Raw genomic sequence first — 15,902 nt, forward strand, 5'->3', positions numbered from 1 at the left:
GGTGGCGGGGGTGTGCCAGCCCTGAGCGAGAGCGAACACCGTCGCCAGGACGTCGCGGCGGAGGAGGATGTCGGAGCCCTGCGCCGGGCGGTGGCCCGTATGGCCGCCGGCCAGCGCGCGCTGCGCCCGGGTGTGGCCGAGCTGGTGGCCACCGAACTCGGCACCAATCTGCTCCGGCACGCCCACCCGGGCGGCTACGTACTGGCCCGGAAGGCCGGCGACGGGATCGAGCTGCTGTCCGTCGACCGTGGGCCGGGGATGACCGCCGCGGCACTCGCCCCGTCGGCCGGGGCGGCCTCGCCCGTCGCGCTGCCTTCGTCCCGCGGCGGCGGTCTGAAGGCGGGGCTGAACGTCGTCCGGCGCAACGCCGCCGAGTTCGACTGGTACGCCACCCGCCGCGGCACCGTCATCTACGCCCGGCTCGGGGCCCCCGCACCGACCGGACACCCGGGGTGGCTGTTCGGCGGGGTCAACGTGCCTCTCGGTGGCGACGGCGAGTCCGGGGACGCCTGGGTGGTCGCGCCGGGTTCACGGACAGCCGCGTTGGTCGTCGACGGGCTGGGCCACGGCCCCGGAGCCGCCGCCGCGGCCCGCGCCGCGGTCACCACGTTCGAAGGCGCTGCCGTCACCGATCTCGACCGGTTCATTCAGCACACGCACGGGGCGATGCGCGCCACCCGGGGCGGAGTCCTGGGCGCGTGTCTGATCGACCCCGAGCGCGGGGAGTTCGTCTACGCGGCGGTCGGCAACATCACCGGCCGGGTTCTCACCGGCGGCCGGTCCGTGCACCTGCTGGATCGCCCCGGCACCGTCGGCACCCAACTGTCCCTTCCCACCGTCCGCCTTCAACGCGGCCCGTGGGAGCCCGGATCGACGCTCATCCTGGTCTCCGACGGTATGCGTTCCGCCTGGAGTCCGGAGGACCACCCGCGCCTGCTGGAGCGGCATCCCGCGATCATCGCCGCCGTGCTCCACCGCGAGTACGGCCGGGGCACCGACGACGTCACCGTGCTCGTGGTCCGCCAAGTCACCGCCGTGGCATGATGAATCGGTTCTCGTCGTCATGTGAAGGGTGGCCGGGCATGGGAGATGCGTCTGGCCTCCGGACTGCCGACGGCGTGGACGACGCGGCCGCACAGCAGGCCGAACTGGCGCGTCGCGCACGGCTGGTGGACGAACTGAGCCAGGAGCTGGACGACACCAACCGCGGTCTGATAGCCCTGCACACCGAGCTGGAGGCCGCCCGGCGTGCCGAGGCCAGGCTCGCGGCCATCGTGGCGTCGTCCGACGACGCCATGATCTCCGTGGGTTCCACCCACGTCGTCCAGACCTGGAATCCCGGCGCCCAGCGGCTGTTCGGCCACACCGAGGACCACATCGTCGGCCGGACGATCGATTCCCTCATGCCCGGCGCGGCCTTCGACGTCTTCCGGGCAGTGGTGGAGCAGATCCGTTCCCAGGGGCACGCCGACTCCTACCAGAGCCGCTGGAACCGTGCCGACGGCACGGATGTCGACGTGGCGGTCACCGTCTCACCGATGCGGGACGCGGAAGGGGCCCTGATCGGCTTCACGACGGTGGCGCGGGACATCACCCACCAGCTGGTCGCCCAGGCCGAGTTGGCCGCCGCCCGCGCCGACCGCGAGGTGATGGCCGACCGCGACCGCATCGCCCGCGACCTGCACGACATGGTCATCCAGCGGGTCTTCGGCGCCGGACTGGCTCTTCAGAGCATCACCGCCCGCCTCGCCCACCCCGACACCCCGGCGCGCATCCACACGGTCATCGGTGAACTCGACGCCACCATCCGGGAGTTGCGCGGCACCATCTTCAACCTCAACCAGCCCACCCAGAAGGCGGCCAGCCTCCGCGCCCAGGTCCTCGACGAGACCTCCACCGCACAGAACCGGCTCGGCTTCGCCCCCTCGGTCGAGTTCGACGGCCCTGTCGACGCCGCTCTGCCGGACGAAACCGCCGCGCACCTGCTCGCGGTATTGCGCGAAGCCCTGTCCAACGTCGCACGCCATGCCCACGCCACCGCCGCCTGGGTCGCCGTCCGCGCCGGAGACGAACTGCTCCTGGACGTCACCGACAACGGCCGAGGTCTGGGCCGGCCCACGCGGAGCAGCGGCCTGACCAACCTGCGCCGCCGGGCGGAGAAGCTGGGCGGCACGTTCGAGGTGGCCGACCGCCCCGAAGGCGGCACCCGCCTGCGTTGGCGCATCCCCGTCACCACCGAAGACGCGACTCGCACCTCCTGACCCCGTCCGGCCGACAGCCGACAGCCCGGCACACACCGTCCGCGCTGCGCCACCCCTGACGGACCGGCGCGGCGGGCCGGCCGTCGACGCGGGGTCGCACACTCGGGTCGGGCCGGATTCGCGCCCTTCCTCCGGCCGGGCGGGCCGTGTCGTCCGACAGCGAGTGGTGAACTCGGCGGAAACACCGGGCCCGTGTCCGCAGGGCGGGCCGCTGGGGCCTGTGGTTCGGAAGGGGAGCCGGGGGACCGCCTTGCCCCTGCGGCCGACTGGTCATGGGAGTCGGCCGATGCCATCAGGGCCGCCTCGCAACGGCGGCATGCGAGTGTCCGGTCCTCCCGCCGACTTCTCCCGCGTCAGCGGGAAGAGCGTCTCTCGTGGTCGAGGTGGCGGTCGTGATGCGGACGGTGTGGACGGGGCCGGTGCCACGACGCGTATGTGCCGGTGGTGCCGGCTCCGCGCCGGAGTCGGGTCCGGGACCGCGTGACCGACACCAGCCGGATCGGACCGTGCCGTGCGGCTACCGGCGGTGCATGGTTTCCAGGGCGGCGGCCAGTACGTGGGGGTCGTGGTGACCCTTGTAGACGGCAGGCGGCCTCTTGTCGAGGTGCAGGAGTTGAGCCACCGCCGTCCAGGCGGTGCGTACGGAGTACTCGACGGTGAAGACGACGTCGTCGGGCACCTCGGCGAACTGGCCGATGAAGGCGAGGTTGACCGACCCTTCGGGTACGACCTTGGGCCGGTCGTCGCGGCGGCGGGCCAGGAACTGGCTGGTGATGTACGGCATCAGGCAGGGCACGACGGTGGAGTCGGCCAGTACGCGGGCCGCGGTCTCCTCGTCGAGGTGCAGATGGTGGAGGACCTCTTCGAGGATCTCCCGGCCGGAGCACATCGTCATCGGTTTGGGCGTGTGGTTGCCCGCGCGGCCGGGGAAGAGGCCGTAGCCCCACCAGACCGAGACACCGTCGGGCTGGTCGCGGTAGACCGGCTGGCGGTTGGCGACGATGCTGAGGAGCCAGTTGGAGCCGGTGAACGTCATCAGGCCGCCCCTGCCGGTCTCGCGGCCACTGAACCTCTCCAGGGCGTCCAGGAAGGCGGGGTCCTTGGTGGTGACGGTGAACGACTCCCAGCGGGACTCCTTGACGTGCTTGTCGAAGGCGGCCGGGTCGCCGAAGTCGTCGCGGCCCCGGGCCAGGCGGTGCCAGAGCAGCCAGGCGTCCGAGCGGTGCGGAGCAGGTGGCGGAGCGGCGGTGTGCGAGCCGAGGCTCGATGCGTCGGTCATGGAGCCGTTGGTGACCAGGACCAGGTCCTCGGGGGACACCGCGATCTTCTCGTCGTGGCCGCCCCGGGAGAGACGGATGGTTTCCACCGTGGTGGTCCGGTGCCCGGGTGCGAGGTCGAGGTCGGTGACGTGGCAGCCGGTGTGGACGGTGACACCGCGCTCGCGGAGCCAGGCGGTCAGCGGTCGCACGATGGAGTCGTACTGGTTGTAGCGGGTCCGGTAGATGCCCGACATGGACGAGAACTCGGGGAAGAGGTGGATGAAGCGCCTCAGGTAACGCCGGAACTCGATCGCGCTGTGCCAGGGCTGGAACGCGAACGTGGTGCACCACATGAACCAGAAGTTCGTGGTGAAGAAGTGCTCGTCGAAGCAGTCCGTGATCCGCTTGCCGTCCAGGTGTCCCTCGGGGGTGGCCAGGCACCGCACCAGGGCCAGGCGGTCGTGTTCGGAGAACCCCATCGAGCGGGTTTCGACGATCTTGCCGTCGCCGTCGACGAGGCGTGCGATGTCGTCCCAGGCGAACTCCTCGTGTCCGGCCAGGATTTCCTGCGTCACGGACACCGAGGGGTCGTCGAGAGTGGGAATGCCGGCCAGCAGGTCGTACGTGCAGCGGAACTCGGCCTCGAACATCCGCCCGCCGCGCATGGTGTAGCCCGCGTCCGCCGTGCCGCCCGCGTCCAGGCTGCCACCGATGGTGCGCTGCCCTTCGAAGAGGTGGATGTCCGAACCCTGGAAACCGCCGTCGCGGATCAGGAACGTCGCCGCGGACAGTGCCGCGATCCCGCTGCCCACCAGATAAGCCTTCGCCATCACACAACTCCTCGTCCTCGCCCGTCGATCGGGAACCACGTCACCCACGGTCCCCTGTGTCGCGACGGCCGTCAGTGGGCCGATGGTCACCCCTCGCGGTCCGACCGGACCTGACCGCGGCGACCTGGACTCCGAGGCAGCCGCTCGCCGTACGCGCGCAGTGACGCGGAAGGGACCGCGGCCCGGGCCCCGGCGCGCGTGGAAGACGCGGCTGCCCGGCGTCGGGACCTCCGCCGCCGGACGGCCGATGCATGAGGGGCGGGTTCACCAGTGGCCGAGAATCTTCAGCCACACCGCGCCGACGCCCATCCAGATGACGATGTTGGCCGCGGCGGCGGCCAGTCCGGTGCGCCACCACTCTCCGAGGGTGACGTAGCCACCGCCGAACAGCACGGGTGCCGGGCCCGAGGCGTAGTGGGTCAGCCCTCCGTACAGGGAGCTGATGAAGCCCAGCACCAGCGCGGCCATCACCGGTGGCGCACCGGTGGCCACCGCAGCCGTGAGGAACGCGGCGTACATCGCGGCCACATGCGCGGTGTTGGAGGCGAACAGGTAGTGGGAGAACAGGTAGACCAGGGTCAGGGCCACGAAGGCGGCCTGCCAGCCCACGCCGGAGACGGCATCGGTGATCGAGTCGCTGAACCAGCCGATCACGCCGAGGTCCTGTAGCCGGCCGGCCATCATGACCAGGACCGAGAACCAGACCAGGGTGGTCCAGGCAGGCTTCTCGGCGACCAGGTCGTCCCAGGTCAGTACGCCGGTCACGAGCAGCAGGGCGACGCCGGTGAAGGCGGAGACGGTGGCCGACAGGTCCCAGGCCTGGCCGCCGACCGACCAGAGAAGGAGCAGCAGGACGAAGACCGCCGCCATGGTCCACTCGCTGCGGGACATCCGCCCGAGCTCGGCGAGTTGCTCGCGGGCCTGCCCCGGTGCCTCGGGAGTCCGGCGCAGTTCCGGCGGGAAGACGCGGTACAGCAGTGCGGGCAGGACGAGCAGGGCGACCAGGCCCGGGACGATCGCCGCGACGGCCCAGGAGGTCCACGTCAGGTGCACACCCTGGTCGGCGGCGAGCTTCTGCACCAGTGGGTTGGCGGCCATGGAGGTCAGGAACATGGCGCTGGTGACCGTGTTGACCTGCATCGCGGTCACGCTCAGGTAGGCGCCCAGCTTGCGGCGGCTCTCGTCGCCGGGGTGCGAGCCGGCGGTGGCGCTGAGCGAGCGGATGACGGGGTGGATGACACCGCCGGAGCGCGCCGTGTTGCTGGGCGTGGCCGGAGCCAGCACCAGGTCGGTCAGGGTGATGCCGTATGCCAGGCCCAGGCTGCTGCGGCCCAGTGCCCGGACGAACAGCAGCGCGATCCGGCGGCCCAGGCCGGTCTTGGTGAAGCCGAGGGAGATGAAGAACGCGGCCACGATCAACCAGATCGTGGGCTCGGAGAAGCCGCTGAGGGCGACGTCCGGCTCAAGTGTGCCCGTGATCATGGTGGCGGTGAGGCCGACCAGGGCGACGGCGCCCAGAGGCAGGGGCTGGAGGATCAGGCCGAGCACCGTCGCGGTGAAGATGGCCAGGACCGCCCACCCACCGGACCTGATCCCGTCGGGTTGCGGCAGCAGCCAGACGATCAGCCCGGCTGTGACGGGCGCGAGCCACTTCAGTGTCGTCCACGCGGTGTCCCTCCTGGATCTGGACCTGGACGTGGTGGGGTCCGGGGCGGACCCGGCGGGTGATCCTTCGGTATCCCGGAACGGGCTCATGTGTGTCTTCCCATGCGTAGGTCCCGGCACGCCTCGGAGTGCTCAGCCGGAACAGGTTCGGGCTTTCGCGTTCACGGTGACGGGCGGAGAGGAGTTCCGGCGCGAGGCGACCGGCCCCAGTCGCTGGGCCGAACGGCACTCCGGGGGACTCCCTGACGGCGCGGTGCACCGGGCCGCATGACGCCGGGTCGGCACAAGCACGGGAGCGTGCCGCGACGACCGTCGGCGTCGTCGTGTCGGCGTTCGCGGCCGGGAAGGTCGGCCGGTGACACCGGCGCAAGGGCCGACGGTTCCTGCTCGCGGGCGTGGTCCGGCGCAGGACCGGACGAGCCGATGGCCCGGCCGTCGGTGCCCGCCACCATGGTGCCGACCGGCTCCGGGAGCGCTCATCGACGACGTTCCCGGGCCGGTCGGGCGGCCTGTGGCCGTACGTCGGCGGAGCCGGGACGTCCGGTTCACCGGCAGCCGGTCCCCGATCTCATCGCCCGCAGGGCCCGTGCCTTCAGGAGGCCTTCTCCCCGGCGCGGGCACCGTTCCGGCGGGGACGGGGAACCGTACCGCCGCCACCGGCGGACCGGATGGTCTACCTGTCCGGTCATGTGAGTGTCCGGCAGTCGCACTACGGTGGTGGGTGACGGGTGTGTGAGGAGGGTGCGATGCCCCTGCGAGAGCTCGATCGGAAGACGGTGACCGCGCTGGTCGCCGCCGCCACGGCGGCTCCGTCCATGCACAACGCCCAGCCCTGGCGCTTCCGCTTCGTCGCCACCGAGCGACTGCTTCTGCTGCGCGGCGATCCCGAGCGGGCCATGCCCCGGTCCGATCCCGGCAACCGGGCGCTGCACATCGGCTGCGGGGCCGCGCTGTTCAACCTGCGCGTCGCCGCCGCGCACGCGGGCCTGATCCCGGAGGTCCGGCCGCTGCCCGAGCCGGGCGACCCGCTGCTGTTCGCCGCCGTCCAGTTGGCCGACCCGGCCGGGCGGCCGCGCGACGACGACCTGACGCGGCTGCACCAGGCGATCCGGCAGCGGCACACCAGCCGCCATCCCTTCGCCGACAAGGAACTGCCCCAGGAGGTGCGGGACGAGTTGAGAAGGGCCGCGACACGGGAGGGAGCCCAGCTGCTCTTCGCCGGTCCCTGGCATACCGAGACCGTGCTCGGCCTGGTGGACGACGCGGAGAGCCGGGATGTCCTGGACCCCGACCGCAGGGTCGATCTCGACCGCTGGACCCGGCTCGGCACGGAGGCGGACACCGCCGTGGACGGCGTCCCCGAATACGCTTTCGGCCCGCGCCGCCGCGACGGCAAGGCCCCGCAACGGGACTTCGCCGGCCGCCGACCAGTGGCCGACCGAGGCGCCACCACCTTCGAACACACCCCGCACCTGGGGCTGCTCAGCACCCCCGGCGACACGCCCGCGGACTGGCTGCGTGCCGGTCAGGCACTGGAGCGTGTCCTGCTGGAGGCCACTTCGGCCGACCTGGCCACCTCAGTCACTTCCCATCCGTTGGAGACCTCCGACCTTCGGCCGCTGGTCCGTGACCCGGTGGAGGGCAAGGGCCACGTACAGATGGTGCTGCGCCTCGGATACGGCCCCAGGGGCCCTGCCACGCCCCGCCGACCCGTCGGGGATGTTCTGGAGTTCGGGTAGTTCGGGCATGCTGACGCCACGTGTCCCGGCGCCAGCCGTGACGTCGTTCTCGACAAGCGTGACATCGGTCCTGCCAGGAACTGCTCCACCTGGTGCGGATGATCGGTGTCGGCCCGGCCCCGGACAGGATCTTGCGGAGGCCTCGGGTCCCGGCGTGGGGCGACCGTCCCTCTCGCCGCTCCGCCTCGGTCGAGGTCCGCAGGTGGGGACGGGTTGCGCTGCCGTATCGGAACGACCGGCGAGACGAAACGCGGGGGTTCCGGGCGTGGTCACGGCTCGTTGAGGTATCCGCATCCCCGGTCAGTGATGCGGGACGACCGCGACCGGTGCCGTGGCGTGGTGCAGTACTGCATGGGTCACGGGCCCGATACGAGCGCCGAGCGGGGCGTGGCGGATGCGCCGGCCGACGACGACCAGCGACGCGTCGGCCGAGGCGTCCACCAGGTGTCCGGCCGCGCTCCCGACCGCGGCCTGCTCGACGACCCCGACGCCGGGGAACTTCTCGCGCCACGGCGCCAGGACCGCCTCGACGGAGCCCTCCTCCTGGCGGTCCGGTCCACTGACCGGTCCCCGGTCCGTGGTGAGCCCGTGGGTGAAGTGAGGCGGCAGGCTCCAGCCGTGCACCACGCGCAGTCCCGCCCCGCGACGGGCCGCGGCCTCGAACGCGAAGGCGATGACTCCGTCGTCGGGGTTCTCGTGATCGAGCCCCAGTACGACGTCCCGGAAGGGTGTGGCGGTCGAGGGGTGGCCGTCCGCGTCCGGCAGGTGCTCGTGGTCTGCGCGTGCCCCGGAGCGTACGAGGACGACGGGCCGTTCGGTCTGCGCCAGGAGGCCGAGCCCGGTGGAGCCGACCAGGAAGCCGGTGACGCCGCTCAGGCCCCGGGAGCCGATGACCAGCGGGTCGGCGTCGCCGGACGCCGTCAGCAGCGCGGTCACGGGCGGCCGGCGGACCTGCTCCGACGTGATCTCCAGATCCGGGTGGCGTTCGTGCAGCCGCTCTGTCGCCTCCCGCAGGATGCGGCTGCCCCGGTGCCGGTGCGCCGCGTCGCCGGGCACCGGCTGGACGCGGGGCTGCCCGTCCCAGGCATGGATCAGGTGCAGGGCGAGGCCCCGCAGTTCCGCTTCGCGCGCGGCCCACTCCGCTGCGGCCAGGCTTTCGGGCGAGCCGTCCAGTCCGACAGTCACGGTACGGGGCATGGCGAGGACCTCCTTGGGGTGGACGGGGGCCCTGTGCGGCCCGGTGACACGGTGTCAGCCGGGGCTGCCGCGTCGGCAGGGCCGATCGGCCCGCTGTCCGGCGGCGTACGGCCCCGATGACCGGAAGGGAACGCACGGGCCGGATCTGCCGACGCGGCCGTCCCGCCCGTACGGCCGGGGTACCGGCCGGGCCGTCGCCCGGTGCGGGGACATCACCAGAGCCCCGGCCCACGAGGTCGGCTGCGACCGCACGCCGACCACGAAAACCCCGTCCGCCCGTCCCGGCGACACCTGCCGCCCTGACCACGCACAACCCGGCACCTGTCCGGCGGACCAGGTGACTGCGCCTGTCCTGGCTGTCCGACAGGCCCCGTGCAGGTGGCCGTTGCCCTCCCCGCGCCTGTCGGCCCACAGGGCCCACCGGCCCCGGTCGGGGACCTGTGGCCCCTGCACCGCAGACCCCCGCGACCACCAGGCTGGGTTCACATCCCCGTTCAGGAGGCAGAAACCATGGTCCGCAGTGTTGTCGTAGGTCTCGATGGTTCGGCCGAGAGCCGTGCCGCCGCCGAGTGGGCGGCCCGCGAGGCGAAGCGGCGTTTCCTTCCGCTCGAACTGGTCCACGTCTGGGAGGCGGTTCCCGCACCGATGGCCCTGGCGCCGCTCCTCGGTGTACCCCCGGCCGATGGGCGCGGGAGCATCCTGCGCGAGGCGGCCGAGGAAGTCCGGCTGCGGCACCCCGGGTTGGACGTGATCGTGGATCAGGTTCCCGGTCGGCCCGCCGAGGTGCTGACGAAGGCGGCGAAGGACGCCGCACTGATGGTCCTGGGCTCCCGAGGGCTGGGCGGTATCGGTGGATTCCTCGTCGGTTCCGTGGGCCAGGCCGTCGTGGCACAAGCCGAGCAGCCGGTGGTCCTGGTCCGTGCCGGGGAACGGCTCGCGGACGGGCATGCGACGGATCCGTCCGCGGTCCCGTTCGCCGGGACCCCGTTCGGGCCCGTGGTTCTCGGGCTCGACACCGACAGCCCTGACGACGCGGTGATCACCTTCGCCTTCGAGGCGGCGGCCCGTCGCGTCACACCCCTGCGGATCGTCCACGCCTGGAGCCTGCCGCCGTACTTCGCGTACGGTCTGCCCGCCGACCCCGAACTCGACGCCCTGCTGGCAAAGCAGGACGCTGCCGCGCTGGCCGAGGTGCTGCACCGCTGGAAGGAGAAGTACCCGGCCGTCACGGTCGTCGAGGAGTCCCGCGCCGGCAGTCCCGCCGTGCACCTGGTCGACGCCTCGCGGGAGGCATCCCTGGTCGTCGTGGGCCGACGGGTCCGCCGAAGCCCGCTCGGTGCACACATCGGCCCCGTCACGCACGCCGTCCTGCATCACGCCGCAGCCCCCGTCGCCGTCGTCGCGCACGACTGACACAGGGCCCCGAAGGTGTCCACCGGTGTGCCGCCGGAAATGCCGGAGTACGCGCTGGTGGGGGAGGGCCGGCACCCGGGCGCTCTTGCCCTGGGGACCCGTCACGACAACCGGGTGATGCCCGCGGTCCGCGGACACGTCGTCGTGGGTGTCGGCGACACCGGAACCGTCCGCGGCCGTGCGCTTCGCTTCGAGGAGGCGCGGGGCGTGGGGTTCCGCCGGCGGGCGTACGGGCCTGGCGGTGCCCCGCGCACCGGACCACCGGCCGTCCGCTGCCGGTAGGGAAACCCGCCCGAGCGTACGAGGAGCAGGCCACCGAGACGCCGGAGCGGCTGCGTGACACCCCCGCGAGCGTGGAAGTGCGGCGGCCCGCCATCAAGGGCCACGCCCCCGAAGGGCTGCCGGACGCCTCGTATGGGGCCCCGATCTGCTCGACGTCGGCGCCCGCCGCCGCGAGGCCACCTCGGGCTCCGGCCAGGCCGGGTCGCCCACGCGGTCCCGCACCATTCCGCCTGCCCGGTCGCCGTCGTACCCGAACCGGGGTGAGACCGGCGGCCGGCCGCACAGGGGCTACACGCGGGTTGAGATGTTCCGAGCCCCGTTCGGTGGCGCCGTCCTTGCCTGCCGTGTCCCGCCCCCGCGAAGACGACGACCGGGCGAGCGCCCTCCGCGCACACCCACACCCACTCCCGCGGTCCGACCAGGCGCAGTCGGCACGCGGGGCGCGCCGCCGCGCTCAGCGGGCGGCTGACAGGGTTCCTAGGCCCGCACCTGTTCTGCTGTCCTGCGCGGGGAAGGCGGTCCCTCCGGTCCGTATCCGAGGCGGAGCACCATCTGGGCGTGAGCGTGCCGGTCGCCGGGCGCGCGTCCGAGCCGGTCGCGCAGGTCGGGCCACTCCAGTGCCTGGTGCAGCAGGGATGCCCGTACACCGTGCGCGGTGGCCGTGAGCAGGACGCGTTCGAGCGCCTGGCCGGCTCGGAGCCAGTCGGCGCGCCGGTCGTGTCCCGTGGAGAGCACCATCAGGGTCGGCCGTGCCTCGAAGGGCCGGGCGGTCAGCACGGCCGGGTGCCGGTGGGCTCCGAAGTCCCGCATGGGGATCCGGTCCCGGAAGTCCTGCGGGCCCAGTGTCCCGGGCGGCATACCGAGGGCGGCACCGTTCGGTTCGTGCACCCAGCGGCGGCTCTCGGAGGCCCGGTCGGGGTCGGCCCTGTTGCGGTGCTCGGCCTCGCGGGTGAGCTGCAGCAGGTCGTCGGCCTCGCCCGGCCCGGGACGGCTCAACAGGGCGCCTTCGGCGTGCGCGGCCTCCGCGAGCTCGGTCAGGACGGCGCCGGGCAGCGGCCGCTCCGAATACGGGAAGCGGCTGCTGTGCCGACGCCACAGCGCGTCGTACAGGTGCGGTGTGGAGGAGGCGGCGGTGGGGCCGCCGAGCCGCACGGTCGCGAGCAGATCCGGCTCGTCGGGCCTGGGCAGCAGCCGGGTCACCGGTTCCCGCCCGAAGTGGGCCACCGCTACCCGGAGGTTGAGCACCGCGCAGCCCACGGAGAGGTGCAGGGCGCGCCCGGTCGGATCGATGTGCCGCAGCGCGCGCTCCGCTGCGGCACGGATCTCCAGCGTGACGGCGTCCGGAGCGAGTCGGAACCGCCAGGGCTGTGTGTTGTGGATCGAGGGGGCGGCCACGGCCGCGGAGACCAGGTCCTCCAGGTTCGGGACAGTGAGAACCGCAGAGCGCATCGGGAACTCCTCCCCGCCCTACGCCGACGGGGCGGCGGGGCTTGTCGTGAGCGGATCCCAGAGTGACCTCCACGTGCCTGGCATCAGGAGGGGCCGTACGGCCCTATCCGGTTCCGAAGGGCCCGACCTCACTTCGCGGGACGGCGCGGGCGGGCGCGTGGTCCGTCTGCGGACCCGAACGCAGGGCGAGGCCCGGCCGTCGGTCCGGTGGCCTTCCTGGTGTCCGGAGACGACGGGAGGCGATCCCGTGAGGCTGGTCAACTCCCGGGGTCAGGACGGCGGCCCGTTCTCGCTGACGCGGACGGCTGACGCCGGGGCGGGGAAGAGGTACGACACGACCTCCCGGCGGATTTCCTCCGCGATGTCCTCGTCCCTGCGAAGGAACACCTTCAGCAGGTCGGCGCGGCTGACGATGCCCGGCAGCACGCCCACGTCGTCGACGACGGGCAGTCGTCCGACCTTCGCGTGTGCCATGGTCCGTGCCTCCTCCTTGGGCAGCGGGTCCGCCTCGGAGACGGCCCCGACGACCCGTCCGTCGCCACCGCCGGCCTCGCGGCGGGCGGTGGCGACGGTCGTGCTCATGACGTCGCTCACGATGTGCGGGTTGCCGTGCATCGCCCCTCGCCGGGGATTCGGTTCCGGTGACGCGGTCACCGGAGACCGCCGCTGCCGAAGGGGGCGTACAGGTCCAGCAGTCGGGTCCGGGCCGAGCGCAGGCGGTGGGCGAGGATGTCCCCTGCCCACTGGGCGACGCTCTGACCGAGCGCGGGGTCGTCCTTGCACATCGACCGGATCGTGGTGGCGTCGAACTCGTATGCGCGTACCGGGCTGGTCGCCTCGGCACCCAGGTGCCAGGCGTGCGGAGAGAACAGCCAGGACCAGCCGATGAGTTCGTCGTGCCTGAGGGTCTCGATGACGGCCGCGCGGCGGCCGGGCACGTGCATGTCGAGGTCGACGGTGCCGCTGCGGATGATCCAGAACCGGTCCGCCCTGCCACCTTCCTCGAAGAGACGGGTGCCCTGGGAGAACGAGACCTCCCGGGCGAAGCGCATCAGCCGGTGCCGGTGCTCGGCGGGCAGCGCCCGCAGCATGCCGGCCGTGGCGGGAGCATTCACGACGTGCCTCCGATCGTGTGTACGAACCTGTCGGGTCCAGCGTCGTCTCGTGCCCCCTCACAGGCCATGGGCCACCCGGCCTTGGGGGGCCGGGACGCCCGGTACCCCGGCAGAGCCCTTGGGCCCCCTGTGCCGCAACGGGTCCCGCGGTTCGATGAAGTCGGGAGACAACCCGTCGGAAGGGGGTGTTCATCGTGGGTACGTCACTGACCCCGGAGTTCTGGAGGCTGTTCGCCGTCCTCCTGGTTACCTCCATGGCGGTCGCCTTCGTGCTCAGCGCCGCGCTCGACGCGCTGGTGGTACGGGCGCAGCGGCGCCGCATGCGTCGTCGGCAGACGGCCGCACGGACGGCCGAGGCGTCTCGTGAGCCTGTTCGGACCCTGGTCCGTCACTGAACCCTGGTCGTCCCTGAGCGGACGCCGGCACGCGTGTGAGCCCTCCGGACACGGGAGTGGGGCCGAAAGGGTCCTTGAAGGGCCTGTACGGCCCCTGCCCACAAGCCCGTTCCTGCGCAACGCTCGGACCGGAAGAGCAAGCAGGCTCGGACGGAGGAGGCAGGCGGCATGGTTCGGCAGGTCACCGCAGGAGTCGACGGTTCCACCGAAAGTCTCGCGGCCGCGCACTGGGCGGCCCGGGAAGCCCTGCGTCGCGGAGCCTCACTGAGGCTGGTGCACGCCTGGATGTGGCACCCCCACCCGTCCCCCTCCGTACCGGCGGACGCGAGTGAGGGCGATTGGGCCGAGAGGACCCTGGACCAGGCGGTGATGAGCGTCCGTGCCGCGCATCCCGGGCTGCGGATCGTCGACCGGCTGGTGTCCGGCTCCGCGGTCGCCGCTCTGCTCGAGGCGGCCGAGGAGTCGGAGTTGCTGGTGCTCGGCTCCCGCGGGCTCGGCGGGATCGCGGGGTTCCTGGTCGGCTCCGTGTCCCAGCGGGTCGTCGCAAGGTCCCCGCGGCCCGTGGTGCTCGTCCGTGCGGGCGAGGCCGCGGCCGATGAGCACCTGCCGGCCCCGGACGGTGTCTCGCCGGAGGAGATCCCGGGGATTCCGTACCGCGATGTCGTCCTCGGGCTGGACATCCGACGTCCCTGCGACGAACTGATCGAGTTCGCCTTCGAGGCGGCCCGCCGCTACGGCGCCGCCCTGCACGTCATCCACGCCTTCAGCGTTCCGTCGGCCGACGGCGCCGACCTTCGTGCGATCACGGACACCGGGCCGGAACTGCTCGCGGTCCAGGAACGCGCCGTCGTCGCGACGCTTCGTCCGTGGGCCGAGAAGTATCCCGGGGTCTCCGTGACCGAGACCGTCTCCGAAGGACGGGCGGCATCCACACTGGTGCGCGCGTCGTCCGGGGCCTCCCTGGTCGTGGTGGGGCGCCGTACACGGGACAGCCACCTCGGAACGCACATCGGGCCCGTGACGCACGCGGCCCTGCATCACGTCGGCTGCCCCGTCGCCGTCGTACCGCACGCCTGAACCGGCTCCCGAGGTGCAGCCGTCGGCGCCCGGCACCTGCCGGGCGCCTCGTGACCACCGAACCCGCCTGGACCGGGAACCGTTCGACACCCAGGGCCTCGACCGGCCGGAGATCACCGGCGAGGCCTTTCCACCGCCCACCCGAACCGTCTTCGACCAGGCGGAGAACCGGTTGCACACCATCGAAGCCGTGCTGGTCGCCACCCTGGAGGACTGAACCGTGCGCATCGTCATCGCCCTCGGCGGCAACGCCTTGCTGCGCCGGGGTGATCGTCCCGACACGGCAGTGCAGCAGGTGAACAGCGACCGGGTGGCCACCGCCGTCGCCGCCCTCGCCCTCGAACACGAGGTCGTCATCACCCATGGCAACGAGCGGCAGATCGGCCTGCTCGCCATGGAGAGCGCGGCGGACCCGGTCCTGACCGCCCCTCGTCCGCTGGACCTGCTCGGCGCCCAGACCGAGGGGCTGATCGGCTCGCTGCTGGCCCGGACCCTGCACGACGCGATTCCCGGCCGCAAGATCGTCGCGCTCGTCACCCACACCCTGGTGCGACCCGACGATCCGGCCTTCGCGCGGCCCACGAAACGCGTCGGTCCCGTGTACCCCGGGGATGTCGCCCGCTCCCTCGCGCGAAGGCGCGGCTGGCACATCGCCGAGGACGCAACCGGGTGGCGCCAGGTCGTCGCCTCCCCCTCACCCGAGGCCGTCGTGGAGACCGAGGCCATCCACGACCTGCTCACCTGCGGCGTGCTGGTCATCTGCGCCGGCGGCGGGGGAGTCCCCGTCACCGCCGACGACGACACGGGAGCGCTGCACGGAGTGGACGCGGTCATCGACAAGGACCTCACCGCGGCCCTGCTCGCCGAAGACCTCAAGGCCGACTTCCTGCTGATCCTCACCGACGTGCCGTACGTCTACGCCGGCTACGGCACCCGGCACCAACGGCCCATCCTGGACGCCACTCCGGCCGACCTGCGCCGTTGCGGCTTCCCCGACGACTCGATGGGCCCCAAGGCAGAGGCCGCGGCCCGGTTCGTCGAGCGGACCGGTGGCCTGGCCGCGATCGGTGCCCTCGACGCGGCATACGAGATCGTCCACGGGCGGTCGGGGACGCTCGTCCGTCCTGAACTGTCCATCGGCTGAAGCCCGTCGGGGCGGGGCCGGCGGGCCGAACGGCCCCATGGCCCAGGGACGGACGGCACCGTTCGCGGGCCCCCTC

14 protein-coding genes and 1 pseudogene are annotated in these 15,902 nt (G+C 72.5%); 9 read left to right on the forward strand and 6 right to left on the reverse strand.

The window, feature by feature from the left end:
- Positions 1-12: 12 nt before the first annotated feature.
- Both OG787_RS47860 and OG787_RS47865 read left to right on the forward strand, forming a co-directional pair.
- On the forward strand, positions 13-1,044 hold the full coding sequence (locus tag OG787_RS47860) for a SpoIIE family protein phosphatase (RefSeq protein WP_405539774.1): 1,032 nt from the start codon (positions 13-15) through the stop codon (positions 1,042-1,044).
- 38 nt (positions 1,045-1,082) lie between these two features.
- Complete coding sequence (locus tag OG787_RS47865; protein ID WP_405539775.1) at positions 1,083-2,261, forward strand: PAS domain S-box protein; 1,179 nt, start codon at positions 1,083-1,085, stop codon at positions 2,259-2,261.
- Between the two features lie 517 nt (positions 2,262-2,778).
- Here the strand turns inward: OG787_RS47865 and OG787_RS47870 are convergent.
- Positions 2,779-4,353, reverse strand: a complete 1,575-nt coding sequence (locus OG787_RS47870) for an oleate hydratase (RefSeq protein WP_369029718.1) — start codon at positions 4,351-4,353, stop codon at positions 2,779-2,781.
- 261 nt (positions 4,354-4,614) lie between these two features.
- Positions 4,615-6,105, reverse strand: a complete 1,491-nt coding sequence (locus OG787_RS47875; RefSeq protein ID WP_405539776.1) for an anion permease — start codon at positions 6,103-6,105, stop codon at positions 4,615-4,617.
- A 656-nt stretch (positions 6,106-6,761) separates the two neighbouring features.
- Here OG787_RS47875 and OG787_RS47880 point away from each other — a divergent pair.
- The gene (locus tag OG787_RS47880; RefSeq protein ID WP_405539777.1) at positions 6,762-7,754 is read left to right on the forward strand and encodes an Acg family FMN-binding oxidoreductase; all 993 of its coding nucleotides are present in this window, start codon (positions 6,762-6,764) and stop codon (positions 7,752-7,754) included.
- Positions 7,755-8,054: 300 nt separating this feature from the next.
- Here OG787_RS47880 and OG787_RS47885 read toward each other — a convergent pair whose 3' ends face one another.
- The gene (locus tag OG787_RS47885; RefSeq protein WP_369029715.1) at positions 8,055-8,951 is read right to left on the reverse strand and encodes a universal stress protein; all 897 of its coding nucleotides are present in this window, start codon (positions 8,949-8,951) and stop codon (positions 8,055-8,057) included.
- Positions 8,952-9,461: 510 nt separating this feature from the next.
- Here OG787_RS47885 and OG787_RS47890 point away from each other — a divergent pair.
- Positions 9,462-10,364, forward strand: coding sequence for a universal stress protein (locus OG787_RS47890; protein WP_405539778.1), 903 nt, complete (start codon positions 9,462-9,464; stop codon positions 10,362-10,364).
- Positions 10,365-10,391: 27 nt separating this feature from the next.
- Complete coding sequence (locus tag OG787_RS47895; RefSeq protein WP_369029713.1) at positions 10,392-10,646, forward strand: hypothetical protein; 255 nt, start codon at positions 10,392-10,394, stop codon at positions 10,644-10,646.
- A gap of 477 nt (positions 10,647-11,123) precedes the next feature.
- Here the strand turns inward: OG787_RS47895 and OG787_RS47900 are convergent, their stop codons facing one another.
- The 3 genes and pseudogenes from OG787_RS47900 to OG787_RS47910 form a co-directional block, all read right to left on the reverse strand.
- Entirely contained in the window at positions 11,124-12,095 is a 972-nt protein-coding gene (locus OG787_RS47900) for an Acg family FMN-binding oxidoreductase (protein ID WP_405539779.1), read from the reverse strand.
- A 294-nt stretch (positions 12,096-12,389) separates the two neighbouring features.
- Positions 12,390-12,710, reverse strand: a pseudogene (locus OG787_RS47905) (CBS domain-containing protein); the annotation flags it as partial.
- 35 nt (positions 12,711-12,745) lie between these two features.
- Positions 12,746-13,210, reverse strand: coding sequence for a Crp/Fnr family transcriptional regulator (locus OG787_RS47910; protein ID WP_369029711.1), 465 nt, complete (start codon positions 13,208-13,210; stop codon positions 12,746-12,748).
- 194 nt (positions 13,211-13,404) lie between these two features.
- Between OG787_RS47910 and OG787_RS47915 the strand changes: the two genes are divergently transcribed.
- The 4 genes from OG787_RS47915 (at position 13,405) to OG787_RS47930 (ending at position 15,826) form a co-directional block, all read left to right on the forward strand.
- Positions 13,405-13,605, forward strand: a complete 201-nt coding sequence (locus OG787_RS47915) for a hypothetical protein (RefSeq protein WP_369029710.1) — start codon at positions 13,405-13,407, stop codon at positions 13,603-13,605.
- A gap of 168 nt (positions 13,606-13,773) precedes the next feature.
- On the forward strand, positions 13,774-14,682 hold the full coding sequence (locus tag OG787_RS47920; RefSeq protein WP_369029709.1) for a universal stress protein: 909 nt from the start codon (positions 13,774-13,776) through the stop codon (positions 14,680-14,682).
- Positions 14,683-14,695: 13 nt separating this feature from the next.
- A complete protein-coding gene (locus tag OG787_RS47925) occupies positions 14,696-14,899 on the forward strand; it encodes a hypothetical protein (RefSeq protein ID WP_369029708.1) in 204 nt (67 codons plus the stop codon).
- A 3-nt stretch (positions 14,900-14,902) separates the two neighbouring features.
- The gene (locus tag OG787_RS47930) at positions 14,903-15,826 is read left to right on the forward strand and encodes a carbamate kinase (RefSeq protein WP_405539780.1); all 924 of its coding nucleotides are present in this window, start codon (positions 14,903-14,905) and stop codon (positions 15,824-15,826) included.
- The last annotated feature ends 76 nt before the right edge of the window (positions 15,827-15,902 follow it).

The organism is Streptomyces sp. NBC_00075, from assembly GCF_045041225.1.
In the GTDB taxonomy this organism is placed as follows: Bacteria; Actinomycetota; Actinomycetes; order Streptomycetales; family Streptomycetaceae; genus Streptomyces; species Streptomyces adonidis.